The 13,249-nt window shown below is 63.5% G+C and carries 14 protein-coding genes and 2 pseudogenes; 5 read left to right on the forward strand and 11 right to left on the reverse strand.

Annotated features, from left to right (window positions below; genetic code table 11):
• Positions 1-102: 102 nt before the first annotated feature.
• A complete protein-coding gene (locus J4D52_RS03710) occupies positions 103-1,125 on the reverse strand; it encodes a transporter (protein ID WP_102676820.1) in 1,023 nt (340 codons plus the stop codon).
• 856 nt (positions 1,126-1,981) lie between these two features.
• On the opposite strand from J4D52_RS03710, the pseudogene J4D52_RS30690 reads away from it, so the two are divergent.
• Positions 1,982-2,092 (forward strand): annotated as a pseudogene (locus J4D52_RS30690) (hypothetical protein); the annotation flags it as partial.
• A 228-nt stretch (positions 2,093-2,320) separates the two neighbouring features.
• Entirely contained in the window at positions 2,321-3,025 is a 705-nt protein-coding gene (locus J4D52_RS30695; protein ID WP_371356886.1) for a methyl-accepting chemotaxis protein, read from the forward strand.
• 63 nt (positions 3,026-3,088) lie between these two features.
• Here the strand turns inward: J4D52_RS30695 and J4D52_RS03720 are convergent, their stop codons facing one another.
• Positions 3,089-3,406 carry a PepSY domain-containing protein gene (locus tag J4D52_RS03720; RefSeq protein ID WP_007925169.1) on the reverse strand — a complete coding sequence of 106 codons (318 nt, stop codon included), beginning with the start codon at positions 3,404-3,406 and terminating at the stop codon, positions 3,089-3,091.
• Positions 3,407-3,559: 153 nt separating this feature from the next.
• On the opposite strand from J4D52_RS03720, the gene J4D52_RS03725 reads away from it, so the two are divergent.
• Positions 3,560-4,447 carry a sterol desaturase family protein gene (locus J4D52_RS03725; RefSeq protein WP_025805775.1) on the forward strand — a complete coding sequence of 296 codons (888 nt, stop codon included), beginning with the start codon at positions 3,560-3,562 and terminating at the stop codon, positions 4,445-4,447.
• A gap of 1 nt (position 4,448) precedes the next feature.
• On the opposite strand, the gene J4D52_RS03730 is transcribed toward J4D52_RS03725, so the two are convergent.
• The gene (locus J4D52_RS03730; protein WP_102676818.1) at positions 4,449-5,129 is read right to left on the reverse strand and encodes a helix-turn-helix domain-containing protein; all 681 of its coding nucleotides are present in this window, start codon (positions 5,127-5,129) and stop codon (positions 4,449-4,451) included.
• 10 nt (positions 5,130-5,139) lie between these two features.
• Positions 5,140-6,264, reverse strand: coding sequence for a glycerophosphodiester phosphodiesterase (locus tag J4D52_RS03735; RefSeq protein WP_102676817.1), 1,125 nt, complete (start codon positions 6,262-6,264; stop codon positions 5,140-5,142).
• A 247-nt stretch (positions 6,265-6,511) separates the two neighbouring features.
• Between J4D52_RS03735 and J4D52_RS03740 the strand changes: the two genes are divergently transcribed.
• On the forward strand, positions 6,512-6,844 hold the full coding sequence (locus tag J4D52_RS03740) for a DUF2025 family protein (protein WP_025805772.1): 333 nt from the start codon (positions 6,512-6,514) through the stop codon (positions 6,842-6,844).
• Positions 6,845-6,879: 35 nt separating this feature from the next.
• Here the strand turns inward: J4D52_RS03740 and J4D52_RS03745 are convergent, their stop codons facing one another.
• A complete protein-coding gene (locus J4D52_RS03745; protein WP_102676816.1) occupies positions 6,880-7,203 on the reverse strand; it encodes an antibiotic biosynthesis monooxygenase in 324 nt (107 codons plus the stop codon).
• Entirely contained in the window at positions 7,200-7,919 is a 720-nt protein-coding gene (locus tag J4D52_RS03750; RefSeq protein WP_102676815.1) for a CTP synthase, read from the reverse strand. The genes J4D52_RS03745 and J4D52_RS03750 overlap by 4 nt, the downstream gene beginning before the upstream one ends.
• On the opposite strand from J4D52_RS03750, the gene J4D52_RS03755 reads away from it, so the two are divergent.
• On the forward strand, positions 7,918-8,895 hold the full coding sequence (locus tag J4D52_RS03755; RefSeq protein WP_371860288.1) for a LysR family transcriptional regulator: 978 nt from the start codon (positions 7,918-7,920) through the stop codon (positions 8,893-8,895). The two genes, J4D52_RS03750 and J4D52_RS03755, sit on opposite strands and share 2 nt — an antisense overlap.
• A 1-nt stretch (position 8,896) precedes the next feature.
• Here the strand turns inward: J4D52_RS03755 and J4D52_RS03760 are convergent, their stop codons facing one another.
• The 5 genes and pseudogenes from J4D52_RS03760 to J4D52_RS03775 all read right to left on the reverse strand — a co-directional run bounded on the left by J4D52_RS03760 (position 8,897) and on the right by J4D52_RS03775 (position 13,103).
• Positions 8,897-9,436: a DUF1003 domain-containing protein gene (locus J4D52_RS03760; RefSeq protein ID WP_102676814.1), complete on the reverse strand. Its 540-nt coding sequence runs from the start codon at positions 9,434-9,436 to the stop codon at positions 8,897-8,899.
• A 91-nt stretch (positions 9,437-9,527) separates the two neighbouring features.
• Positions 9,528-10,079, reverse strand: a complete 552-nt coding sequence (locus J4D52_RS30700; RefSeq protein ID WP_404940823.1) for a methyl-accepting chemotaxis protein — start codon at positions 10,077-10,079, stop codon at positions 9,528-9,530.
• A 3-nt stretch (positions 10,080-10,082) separates the two neighbouring features.
• Positions 10,083-10,847: pseudogene (locus tag J4D52_RS30705) on the reverse strand (PAS domain-containing protein); the annotation flags it as partial.
• 342 nt (positions 10,848-11,189) lie between these two features.
• Entirely contained in the window at positions 11,190-12,266 is a 1,077-nt protein-coding gene (locus J4D52_RS03770) for a diguanylate cyclase (protein WP_102676812.1), read from the reverse strand.
• A 228-nt stretch (positions 12,267-12,494) separates the two neighbouring features.
• Positions 12,495-13,103, reverse strand: coding sequence for a TetR/AcrR family transcriptional regulator (locus J4D52_RS03775; protein WP_102676811.1), 609 nt, complete (start codon positions 13,101-13,103; stop codon positions 12,495-12,497).
• Positions 13,104-13,249: the final 146 nt, after the last annotated feature.

The raw sequence follows: 13,249 nt of genomic DNA on the forward strand, positions 1-13,249 counted from the left end.
TTGCCAAATATTACAGAGAGACTGCCTCAGGTCAGTGTTTGGGTGAATCCTTTAACCACTGGTCAAGAAGCCGCGCCATTTTCTGTAGGAGCGAGCGGCGGCCTACATATCCTGGCGCTTGCGAAACGCCCAGCGGCCGGCGATGACGGTGAAGGTGGCGACCAGCGCCACAAGTATCCAGAAACCCTCCGGGTCCCCGGAGAAGGGAATGCCGCCGACGTTCATGCCGAAGAAGCCGGCGATGATGTTGATCGGCAGTGCCAGCACCGTGACCACGGTCAGGGTGAACAGGGTGCGGTTGGTCTGTTCGTTGATATTGGCGGCGATCTCTTCCTGCAGCAGCTTGATCCGCTCGCCGAGGGCGGTGAGGTCGTTGATGATCAGGGCGAACTCCTCGGTGGACTTGCGCAGCTCCTTGACGTCCTCCTTCTGCAGCCATTGCGGCGGACGGTTGAGCAGCCGCAGCAGCGAGCCCGGCTCCAGCGCCAGCAGGCGTTGCAGGCGCACCAGCACCCGGCGCATGGCTCCCAGCTCGGCGCGGTTGGTGGAGATCCGCGCGGCCAGCAACTGGTCTTCGATCTGGTCGACGTTGAGGCTGGTCTTGCGCACGATCTGGGTCAGCACTTCGCCCTGGTCGCGCAGCAGGTGCACCAGCAGTTCCAGGGGCGAGCGGAAACGTTCGCCGGCCTTGACCGAGGAGCGCAGCTTGTCCACCGAATGCAGGGGCTGCAGGCGCGCGCTGACGATCAGCCGGCTGCGCACGCAGACCCACAGGGTGGAGATGTCCGAGGAGACCATGCTGCCGAAGTTGAACACCACGTCGTTGACCACCGCCAGCAGGGCCGAATCCACATGCTCGATGCGGGTCGAGCGCGAACCTTCGTGCAAGGCCTCGAAGAATTCTTCCGGCAGGGCCAGGTGGGTCTGCATCCAGCGTTCGCAGGCGGCATGCGCCAGGTTCAGGTGCAGCCAGAGAAACTCCTCGCCATCGTCCGGTTGTTGCAGGGCTTGCAGGGCCTTGGCCGAATCCAGTTCGCGACCCCGCTCGCCGGGGCGAAACGCAAAGCCGTAGAGCAGGCCGAACAGATCCGAATCGCGATGGGCATGGTCGATGCTGTGGTTCATGGAGTCTCGCAGGAGGGAAGGCACCTGTAGGCGGTTTTACAGGTTCACTTGAACCCGATCATCGCAAGGCTTCATGACTGTTTTGTGACGGTTTGAAGCGCAATATTCAGCGCTTATAACCGGCTGTCGGAGGCCCTCAAGAAAGCCTCTTTCAGGCCGATCACGCATACAACGACTGCGCGGCCGGCTTGCCTCGGTTCGCCTGACAGGGATGTTCGCACGCTACCCATGCCCGCCTCGGGCGTGCTCTATCCCTGTTGAGAGATCTCATTCGATGTCCTTGCAAAAATCCCTGAGAGCGCAAGTTCTGGCTTTGTTGAGCGGCAGTCTGCTGGCGATGCTGTTGATCGCGCTGGCGTGTTTTCACTTCCTGTCCAATGGCGTGCAAGGTTATCGCGACCTGATCGAGGGGCCGCTGCGCACCTCGCAGTTGATCGATGAAGCCAACCTGCAGTTCAAGGTCCAGGTGCAGGAATGGAAGAACGTGTTGCTGCGTGGCAAGCAGAGCGCCGACCTGAGCAAGTACTGGCAGCAGTTCGAGGATCGCCAGCGCGATGTGCAGGGCATTCTGGGCCAACTGGCGGCGGAGCCGGGTATAGGCGCGACCCTCAAGGGCCGCATCGAGCGCCTGCGTGAAGAGCATCGGGTGCTGGGCACGGCGTACCAGAAAGGCCGCGATGCCTTTGTCGCCGCCGGTGCCGACCCGGCCGCCGGCGATGCCGCGGTCAAGGGCGTGGACCGCGCCGCCAGCGAGCAGATGAGTGAACTGGTGAGTGAGCTGCGCAAGCAGGGCAGCGAGCAGTCGCGGGATATCAGCGCCGGCGCCCAGCGCACAGTGTGGATCGGCCTGCTGGTGATGCTGGCCTCGGGTTTGCTGATCGGCCTGCTGAGCCTGTGGCTGGTCAACCGCAGCTTGGTAGAACCGATCCGCCAGTTGATCGACTACGTGGCGCAACTCAGCCGTGGGCGGATTGCCGAACCCGTGGCCAGCAGCCGTCAGGACGAGTTGGGCAAGCTGGCGGTGGCCGCCAACACCTTGCGTGATTTCCTCGCCGAAACCTTCAGCCGTCTGCAGCGCAGCGGGTCCGACCTGGACAGCGCCAGCGGCGAGCTGAATGCCATTGCCACCCTGATGTCCCAAGGCACCAACGACCAGTTCAACCGCACCGACCAGGTCGCCACGGCGATGAACGAAATGTCCGCCACCGCCCAGGAAGTGGCGCGCCATGCGGCGGATGCGGCGCGGGCCGCCGATGACGCCGACCAGTCGGCCCAGCAGGGCGAGCAGGTGATGCAGGGCACCATCCACACCATCACCCTGATGCGCGGCGAAATCGCCAACACCGCCGAGGTGATCCGCCGCCTGGAAGCCGACAGCGGGCGTATTGGCAAGGTGCTGGAAGTGATCCGCGGCATTGCCGAACAGACCAATCTGCTGGCACTCAACGCCGCCATCGAGGCGGCGCGGGCTGGCGAGGCCGGGCGCGGTTTTGCGGTGGTCGCCGACGAGGTACGCAGCCTGGCGCAGCGCACCGCGGCATCGATCATCGAGATCAACCAGATCATCCAGAGTGTACAGACCGGTGCGCTGGACGCCGCCCATGCGATCGAGAGTGGCCAGGCGCGCAGCGATGCCAGCGTCGAGCAGGTGACCCAGGCCGGCGCCATGCTGGAGCGGATCACCGAGGCGGTCGAGGCGATCCGCGACATGAACCGGCAGATCGCCACGGCGGCGGAAGAGCAGACCTCGGTGGCCGAGGACATCTCGCGCAACCTGACCGAGATCACCTCGATCGCCAGCACCAACCTGGATAACGTGCAGCGCACCGAGCGCGCCAGCCAGAACCTGCACGAGCTGTCGGGGCAGTTGAACGAGGTGACGGCACGCTTGAGTGCCTGATGCGCCAGAGCATGAAAAAAGCCGCGTGGCCTTTCGGTCACACGGCTTTTTTGTCTTGAAGAATTACTTGTCTTGCTTGTTGCTCAGGACCTTGCCGGTCTTGGCATCCAGATCGACGTCCCACTCGACGCCCTTGGCGTCACGCAACTCCACCTGGTAGACGTATGCGCCGGCCGCGGTCTGTTCCAGTTCGGTGTCGGTGATGTTGGCGGCGGTGGTGCCAGGGTGTTCGGCCAGTGCTGCCTGGTTGAGTTTTTCCAGGTCCATGATGGTGCCGGCCTTGAGCAGGCCCGGGATCAGGTCCGGGCGCACGTCGGCCTGGGCCAGGCCGGCGGTCAGGGTCAGGGCGGTAGCGGCGAACAGGGCAGTCAACGTTTTCATAGTGTCTTTCCTTGGGGTGATTCGTTTTGAGTGGGTTCAGATTAGCCGGCGCAACTTAATTCACCCTTAATTCAGCGCAAGCTTTGCGTCGTTTGTTCAATTCCAGTGGCCCTCGGGTATTTCAAGCTGTGCTCTCGAACAGGAGAGACAGTGATGAAAGCAATGATCAAAGGCTTGTACGGTCCCGCGTTTTTCGCCGGCTTCATCGGCGCTGGCGTGTGGGTGATAGGCACGCCGGGGCTGGCCCCGGGCTGGTTGCTGCTGGTGTTTGCCGGGGCGCTCGGGGTGTCCTTTCTGGCGGAGTGGTGGTTGCCCTATGAGGTGGACTGGAACCGCCCGCAGCAGGATCGCCTGCGTGACGTGTTGCACGCGCTGGTCAATGAAAGCCTGAACGCCCTGGGGTTGCTGCTGTTGCCGGGGTTGGTGAGCCTGCTGGCGTTCGATGGCTTGTGGCCGCGTGGCTGGTCGTTGTGGGCGCAGTTGGCGCTGGCGATGGTCGTCGCCGACTGCGGCCTGACCCTGGCGCATTACTTCAGCCACCGGCTGTCCTGGCTGTGGCGCCTGCACGCGGTGCATCACAGCGTGCAGCGCCTGTATGGCTTCAACGGCTTGATGAAGCACCCGCTGCATCAGTTGCTGGAAGCCAGCGCCGGGTTGTTGCCGCTGCTGTTCTTGGGGATCCCGTTGCCGGTGGCGCAGCTGTTGGCGTTTGCCATTGCCATCCAGTTGCTGTTGCAACACTCCAATGTCGACATGCGCCCCGGTCCCCTGGGCTGGGTGTTTGCCTGGGCGCCGATGCACCGCTTTCACCACATGAAGTACGGCACCGCCGGCAATGTGAATTTCGGCCTGTTCTTCAATGTCTGGGACTGGTTGCTGGGCACGGCGTTTTATTCCTCGGCCTACCCGATCCGCCAAGGCGACCTGGGCATCGGCAGCCAGCCGGATTATCCGCAGGCGTACTGGCGACAGTTGCTGGCCCCCTTCGGCAGGCAAGCCGTGCATGAGGAACCGCCGGTGCCCTTGCCGTTGCGGCGTTGAGTCAGTCCAGCAGGCGCAGTTCGATGTGTTGCAGGGCCTGGCGCGCGGTGACGCCGAACAGGCTTTTCAGGGTCCGGGAGAAGTGCGCGGAATCGGCAAAGCCGGCGCCATGAGCCGCCTCGGTGATGGCCTGGCCCGCCAGCACCAGGCCCATCGCCAGGCGCAGGCGCCGCCACAGCACCAGGCGCCGCACCGGCAAGCCGAGCTGGCCGCTGAACAGCCGTTCGAGCTGGCTCAGGGACAGGTGCGCATGGGCCGCCAGGGCGCTGGCCGAAACCTTGCCGGCCAATTGTCGGTCGAGAGCAGCCAAGGCTTTTTCGATCCGCCGGTCCTGGAGGATTCGGCGCGGGCAACGCTGCAGCGCTTCGGTCAGCGCCGGCAGCGACAGCTCGACACACAGCAGGCTGTCTTGCAGGGCCTGGGCGTCAATCGTCAGCGGTTCGGCGTAGAGGGTGAACAGGGGGCCGGGCGCATCGAGGATGGCATGCCGTTGCATGGCCGGGATGAACACCTGTCGGGCAGTGCAGGGCTGGCCGTCGAGGCTGACGGTGACCGGCGCGCCGGGGGCGAGGATCAGTTGATGGGCGTAGTGGGCGTGGGGCACGGTGCGCCCCAGCTCTCCCTGGATCAGTCCGTAGTCACGCCCGAGCCACAGCTGGCCTGTCCACTCGGGCGTGCGCACGGCGACCGGCTCAGTAGCCGTTGGCCTCGAGCAGCTGGCTCACGCTGCCGCTGGCCGGACGCTTGACGTACTTGAGCAGCTCCGAGGCGCGGTTGGTGAAGATGCCGTCGACACCGGAGTCCAGGACCTTCTTGAAGTCCACCGGCTCGTCGATGGTGTAGACGTGCACCAGCAGGCCCTGGTCGTGGGTGAACTGGTTCATCCAGGGTTGCACCAGGTCGAAGTAGCTCTGGTCGCCGCCGTTGGTCAGTGCCGCCGACGGACCGGTGCCGATGGCGCCCTGGGCCTTGGCGTAGCTGACCCACTGCTCGAACTCGGCCTTGTCCTTGGGTTCCTGCTTGGCGTAGTAGGCCGCCTTGTCCTTCTCGCCGCTGTTGGCGAAGGTCACGTCGGACTTGGGCTGCATGCCGCCTTCACCGATCCACAGCAGAAGGATCTTCGGCACCTTGGGCATTTCTTTCTGCAGCAGTTCCAGGCTGCTCTTCTCGAAGGTCTGCAACACCACCTTGCCTTTGCCCTGGCCTACCGCCAGGTCGCTTTTCGCCAGCTTGGAGCCGGCCGGGCTGAGCCAGCCGCGGTCCTGGAGTTTTTCCTTGAGGTCGTGCTCGATGCCGGGGAATTGCTTGGGCTCCTTGGTCTCGATGTACAGGCCGGGCTTGTGCTGCGGGTTGCTCTGGGCGATGTCGATGATTTCGTCGAGGGTCAGGATCTTCAGGCCGACGTAGCTCGGACGGGCGCGGTCGGGATGGGCCTGGTTGAACCAGCTGCCGGCGTCGAGGGTTTTCAGTTCGGCCATGGTGAAGGCGTTGGCCGGGCTGTCCTTGCGCTCGGGGAACTTGCTGGCGACGTCGGTGGTGCGCTGCAGGTTGTTGTCATGCAGGGCGAACAGCACGCCGTCCTTGCTGCGTTGCAAGTCCATTTCCAGGTAGTCGGCGCCCAGGTCGCGGGCCAGCTTGTAGGCGGCGGCGGTGGACTCAGGTGCATCGAAGGACGCGCCCCGGTGAGCGATCACCGCGGGGTGTGGAATGCCTTGGCTGACAGCCAGTGCAGTGGGGCTTGGGCTGGCGGCCTGTGCCTGGCCCAGGCCAAGCATCAGGCTCAGCATCAGGGCGCTTTTGGTGAAGGTGGCAGGCATGGTCGAGGTCCTTTCGTGGAGGGCGGTTTTCAAAGGACTACCTTTTAACAATTGAATGGCCGTTGTGCTATCGCGAAACCGACATAAATCTGCACATGCGGCAAATTTTCCGACGCTTTTGTGGGGTGCTTTGCAGTACGCTTGCGCCCTGAAGTTTCCCCGTCAGAGGGAAGCCCGAGATTTCCACTCTTGCCTGGCGTGTAAACCATCGATCACCTGTCCTGCGGGACACTCAGTGAGGTTTACCATGCGCATCACATCCGAACTCATCTGCCAGGCCGCCGACCAGCTCAAGGGTTTTGTCGGTTTCAACCGCAAGAGCGGCCAGCACATCGTGCGCTTCAGCGAAGACTCCTTCGGCATGGACGTCGCCGACGACGCCATCACCCCCGCCAGCGAATTCGTCTGGGCCACCGCCGAGGGCCAGGTCATGGTGCTCAAGCGCGAGCTGATCCAGTTGCTGCTGGAGCAGAACATCGATGAGCGCATCAACATCAGCGAACCCTTGCGCGTGTACATGCGCCGCACCGACCTGCCGGAGATTTCGGCGGTGCGCAACCGGGTGCCGGTGGCGCAATAACCGGGATGCGCGGTGGCCGGGCTGGCGATCAGGTCTCAGCGTTCGAACAGATAGGCGCGTTCAACCTTGCACACCCGGGTATGACAGGCCGCGTACCAGTCGCTGCGCCCGCGTTCGCGGGCGACGCGGTGTTCGGCATTCTGCTTCCAGGCGAGGATCGAGGCCTGGTCCCGCCAGTAGGAGACCGTGATGCCGAAGCCCTCCTCGTTACGCGCGAACTCCATGCCGAGAAATCCCGGCTGCTGCCGCGCCAGCTCGACCATGCGTTCGGCGGCCTGTTCGTAGGCCGGGTCCGGCTCGCGGCGCTGGGCGCTGAAAATCACCGCGTAATAGGGCGCCTCGGGTGTGCGGGCGATCATGCGTGACGCTCCAGGCAAGCGGCGAGCAGGGCGCTGACCAGGGGCGGCACGACGCCTTTGAGCGCCGCCCGTTCCGGCTGGAACAGGGTGGCGATGAAAAACCGATGGTCGCGCAGTTCCACCGCCCGCAGGTCGCCGGCCGAGTCGTAGCCGCTGGGGCGCAGGTTGTGCTTGAGCAATTGCGCCGCGAACTCCGGGTTGACCCCGTAGCGACAGCGATAACCCTCGCTGATCAGGCGCTCGCCATAGGCTTCGGCGATGCGGCTGCCTTCGCACAGGTGAATGCTGTCGGTGGCCTCCACCAAGGAGCAGGTCAACGGCGTGAGCAAGGCGCGTGCTGCTTCGGGATGGGTTTCGCCGTGTTCGGCATCGGCCCAGCCCAGGACGTTGCGCGCGTATTCCAGCACCGCATGCTGAAAACCGCCGCAGGTGCCGAGGAAGGGCCGCTGCTGTTCGCGGGCAAAACGGATCGCCCGCAAGGCACCGTCCATCGAGCGGTAGGGGCTGGCGGGCACACACCAGATGCCGTCGACCTCTTGCAGTGGCTCGTCGCAGGTCAGGCTGTCGGTGGCCATCCAGCGGTAGTGCACCTTGAGGCCGGTTTCCTCGGCGGCCATTTCCAGGGCCCGGGGAATGGCCTGGTGCGCGGTGACCTGAGGGTCGTAGTCGCCTACCAGGGCGATGTTCAGGATGGGTGGACGTGCGATGTGCGGCATGGACTACTCCCGGTATGGCCAGCGCTTGTGGGTGGCTGGCAGTCACTATAGATTGGCGTTCACGCATTCAATATTGGCATTTACCCAAGTGAACAATGCAGCTACGCACTATCGGCTCGACTACCCCGACCTGTCGCTGATCCTCGCCCTGGTGCGTGGCGGCTCCCTGGCCCGCGCGGCGGCGTTGCTGAAGGTCGATGTATCGACGGTGTTCCGTGCGGTGCGTCGCCTCGAAGCCGCGCTGGGCCAGCAGCTGTTCGACAAGAGCCGCGCCGGCTACCTGCCTACCGGCCTGGCCCGCACCCTGGCCGAGCAGGCCGAACGCGCCGAACAGGCGCTGGACGCGGCACAGGTCGGGGTGGAGCAGGGCGGCGCGGTGGTCAGCGGCATGGTACGCCTGACCTGTACCGATTCGGTATTGCAGGGCTTGCTGTTGCCGGCGCTGGCGCAATTCATGCCGCGTTATCCGGCACTGGCCCTGGAACTCAGTACTTCCAATGATTTCGCCAACCTCAGCCGGCGCGACGCCGACCTGGCCCTGCGCCTGACCCGCACACCGCCCGAGCATCTGGTCGGCCGGCAGTTGCGTGCGGTGTCCTACCGGGTCTGTGCCAGCCCGAGCTATCGGCAGTCGGTCGGGGCGACGGATTTGGCCGGGCTGACCTGGATCGCCCCGGACGATTTTCTCCCGGACCACGCTACTGTGGCCTGGCGCCGGCAGGCGTTGCCCGGCGTGGTGCCGGGTTATCGCTGCAACAGCATGCTGGCGGTCAGCGAACTGGTGAAGGCCGGGCTGGGTGTGGCGGTGCTGCCGGATTTCCTGCTCGACGACACGACGGCCCTGCAACCTCTGAGCGACCCGCTGCCGGGATGCGATACCGCGCTCTGGTTGCTGACCCGCGCCGACTGCCGGGCGCTACGCGCGGTGGTGACGCTGTTCGACGAATTGAGCCAGCGCTTGCGCGCGCCGCAGTGAGTCATGCCTGGGGCGGGGCCTTGTGCAGGACATGCTGATGCATTTCCGAGGTCAGGCTCTCGATGCGTTCGGTCAGCTGTTTGGTCATCTCGGTCAGGCGGGTGTTCTGCTCCAGCAGTTCGAGCAGTTGCGCGGTGTGTTGCGCGGCTTGCGCCTGACGTTCGCTGTTGGCGATAGCGATGGCTTCGCGGTGCTGGGCATCGGCCTCGGTCTGGGCTTTGTCGCGTGCGGCCTGGCGGGTCTGGGCCAACAGGATCAGCGGCGCGGCATAGGCCGATTGCAGGCTGAAGGCCAGGTTGAGGAGGATGAAGGGATAGACGTCGAAGTGCGTCACACCGCTCAGGTTGAGCCCGACCCAGACCAGCACGATCAGGGTTTGCGCGCCGAGAAAGGCCGGGGTGCCGAAAAAACGGGCGAAGGCTTCGGCCTTCAGGGCAAAGCTGTCGGTGCCGAAGGTCGGGGCCAGATGGGCATGGGGGCGATGAAAGCGCAGGTGGTCGACAGGGGCGGCTGAGGCTGTTTCGGATGGGGTCGGGTTCATGGCGGGCTCGGGGCGATGGGACTGCCGGTCACTATAGTCCGTTGCCCGACGCCTTCCCTGGCGTCGACGCCGTTGATTCAGAACGGCCGGTTCAGAGCGCGGCGCGTTCGTTGGCAAACATGCTCACCGCCTGTACCGCCTCGCTGGCACCGTCACGAATCTGCAGGATCACGGTGCCGGCCTGGTCCGCCAGGTCCACGCCCTTGGCCGCCCGGTCCCGGGTGCCATCCATGCTTTTGATGGCCTGCTGGGTTTCGTGCTGGATCATGTCGATCATCCCCGAGATTTCCGCAGTCGAGCCGCTGGTACGGGCGGCCAGTTGCCGGACTTCGTCGGCGACCACGGCAAAACCTCGGCCCTGTTCGCCGGCACGCGCGGCTTCGATCGCGGCATTGAGCGCCAGCAGGTTGGTCTGCTCGGCGATCGCGCGGATGGTGTTGACGATGGCGGTGATCTGCTCGGAACGTTCGCCGAGCTTGGCGATCAGGGTCGAGGAGTCTTCGATGTTGGCGGCGATCTGGCGCATCTCGCTGGCCGCCTGCTGGATCACCGCGGTGCCCTGTTCGGCGACTTGCCGGGTTTCCACCGAGATGTGGTAGGCCTGGGTCGCGCTCTGGGCGTCCTGGGCGTGTTTCTCCACCATCGCGGTCACGTCGGAGGCGAACTTCACCACCTTGCACAGGCGCCCGGCGGCGTCGTACACCGGGTTGTAGTTGGCCTCCAGCCATAGCGATTGCCCGCGTTTGTCGACGCGCTCGAACTGCCCGCTGAAGAACTCGCCCTGGTTGAGGCGCCGCCAGAAGTCCTGGTAGGCGCTGCTGTTGGCCAGCTCGGGCTTGCAGAAGATCCGGTGATGCTTGCCCTTGAGTTCGGCAAGGCTGTAGCCGAGGCGATCGAGGAAGTTCTGGTTGGCCGTGATGACGCTGCCGTCGAGGTTGAACTCGATCACCGCCATGGCGCGGTCGATGGCGTGCAGCTTGCCTCTGGACTCGCTTTCCTGCTGGATTTTCTCGGTGACGTCGAGGGCGTACTTGACCACCTTGCAGACCTTGCCGTCGGCATCCCTGATCGGGTTGTAGCTGGCCTCCAGCCACACCGGCTGGCCTTGGGCATTGACCCGTTCGAAGGTTCCCGATTCGAATTGGCCGTTTTTCAGGCGCGTCCAGAGCTCGCGGTATTGATTGCCGCGGGCGAACTCGGCGTTGCAGAACTGGCGATGGGATTGGCCGATGACCTGCTCCGCGCGATAGCCCATGGTCTTGAGGAAGTTGTCGTTGGCCCGCAGGACAGTGCCTTCCAGGTCGAACTCGATCACCGCCATCGAACGGTCGATGGCCTCGAGCAGGCTGGCTTGCTGGGCGATGGTCTGGTGCAAGGCGTCGATGGTTTTGTTATGGCGGTTGAATAGCATGATGGCTGGTGCTCAGTGGGAAAAACCTGGAGTCAGTCCCTGTTGTCTGCGCCTGCATGCCGAAAGCCCCGGGGCCTTGGCACTGTCTGCTCAATGCCAGCATTCCATGACTGACAGATAACCCTTGGAAGGGCACGCCCCTGTCCGGAGCACACCCTTGCTCAACGTCTGAGGTGAGACGCTGGGCCTGCGAGTTAATTTAGGGAAGTTATGTTGCACGGCGGCGAATGTGCCGCGCGGCTTTTTTGGGGTAACCGCATGGCGGCATTATGCCGGCTTGGTTCGGAGTGATGTTCGTGAAAGTTGTACAAGATGTTGGTTTTTACATTCTTGTACAACTTCTCAGGAGCCGGTCGGCACGGCGAGGAAGGCATTGTTTGCCGGGGCGGCGGCCGCGACTTTGTTGCGCCCGGTGTTTTTCGCGGCATACAGGGCCTTGTCGGCTTCCATGAGCCACATCGCCGCATCGCGCAGCCCCGGGTGCCAGGCGGCCAGGCCGATACTCAGGCTGACCCTGAGTTGCGGTACGCCCGGATGGCGATAGTTGCCGAAGACTTCCCGTAGCCGTTCCATCACTTCGCCGGCCTGCTGGATCGAGGTCGCGGGCAGGATCACGCAGAACTCGTCGCCGCCATAGCGCCCGGCCAGGTCGTCCTGGCGCAGGTTGAGCTTGAGGTCCCGGCTCAACTGATGCAGCACGGCATCGCCGAGGATATGGCCGTAGCTGTCGTTGATGTGTTTGAAGTGATCGATGTCGATCAAGGCAATGGTGCCGTGGCAGCGTTGCTGCTGGCACTTGGTGAACTTGAGGTGCAGCAGGTCTTTCCAGGCGCCATGGTTGAGCAGACCGGTCAGGCTGTCGGTGCGGCTCAGCGCGCGGAGGGTGCGCTTGTGCTCGGAGAGCTTGATCGCCAGCTGGTAGCAGACCATGCCCACCGCCATCGGGTAGAGGGTCAGCATCGGCAGGCAGGCGTAGATCTGCAGCTGGGTGGCCTGCCCGGTGAAGGCAGGACCGAGCAGCAACCATGACAGCAGCACACCGCTCAGCTGCGCCAAGGAGCCGTGGATGAACAGGCGCAGGCCACCGGCCGCGACGTTGTTCATCGCCATCATGGCCAGAATGGTCACCGTGGGCAGCGGGTTGAACTGCATCGCCGCTGCCCAGAAACCACCGAAGAGCGAGTCGCACAACAGGTTGCGGCGTTCGGCCTGGTAGGGGAAAGCCGCGCGGGTCGAGATCAGGTACGCCAGGTGCGGCCAGACAAAGCCGTTGAACAGTAGGAACAGCCAAACCCAGGTCGGTTGCTGCACCGGGTACAACCCGGCGAATACGCTGAGGCTGCCGATCCCCAGCCCGACGATCCTTGGCATGTAAATACGTTTGGCAAACGACAGCCCTTTGCCTTGTTGGTTATCCATAAATGTCCGCGTCAGCCCGGGTTTGAAACACTTTGTGGTGTTTTTATTGGCCGTCACCCTTCATTGGGCAAGGCGACGAATATTGTCATTTATTCCAAGAAGAATAATCAGTGTCCTTGCAGGCCATTTAGTGGAACGAGCGTACGCAAACGCCTATTGCAGAGCGCTCGCTGCAAGCCATGGCGGCTGGCATATCCGTTTGTTGGAGTAACCGAGAGAGAAGGGGAGTCAGGCTTGATAGCAGGCCAGGAACATGTCCAGCGTGGACTCGACGATGCGCTGCTGTTCGTCTTCCTTGAGGGGCGGCTGGTTCATGGTGATCTGCGGCCAGAAGGCAAACGCCTTGAGCATGCCGTGGAGCTGCTGGGCGGCGAAGTCCGGGTCCAGCGGCTTGAGTCGGCCGTCCGCCCGGGCGGAGCGAATCCACACCATCAGGCTTTCTTCACGCTCGCCCATGCGCGCCACCATGTACTGGGCGCGTTCGGGGGAATGCAGGGTAGCGGCAATGGCGACCCGCGCCAGGTTGAGGAAGTTGTCATCGGCCAGCAGTTGCAGCTTGGCCATCAACAATTCCCGCAACTGTTCACGCAGGGTTAATCCGGGGTGGTAAAGAATGTCTGTTCGCGCCCTGATGCTCGCCCATAACTTATGCATGATCTCGGTGAACAACTCCTCCTTGCTGGGGAAGTGGTTGTACACCGTGCGCTTGGACACTCCGGCCGTTGCCGCGATCTTGTCCATGCTGGTGATATCGAACCCGCTGGCGTGGAATTCGGTAATCGCCGCCTGGATGATGGCTTCGCGTTTGAGGTCGGTCAGGCGCTTCGGAGCTGTCATAAGTTGGGTTCGATGGCGGTCGTTGGCAGTTATCCGGGGCAGTTTACTTAGTCCCGGGTTTGTTGCAATCTAGAAAAACTACACTGTGCAGTGTAGTTCGTGACAGAAAAAATGATGGCCGGCTGACGCTTGCGTGCATTGGCCTT

Source organism: Pseudomonas sp. GW460-12-10-14-TSB1, from assembly GCF_017349775.1.
Lineage (GTDB): Bacteria > Pseudomonadota > Gammaproteobacteria > Pseudomonadales > Pseudomonadaceae > Aquipseudomonas > Aquipseudomonas piscium.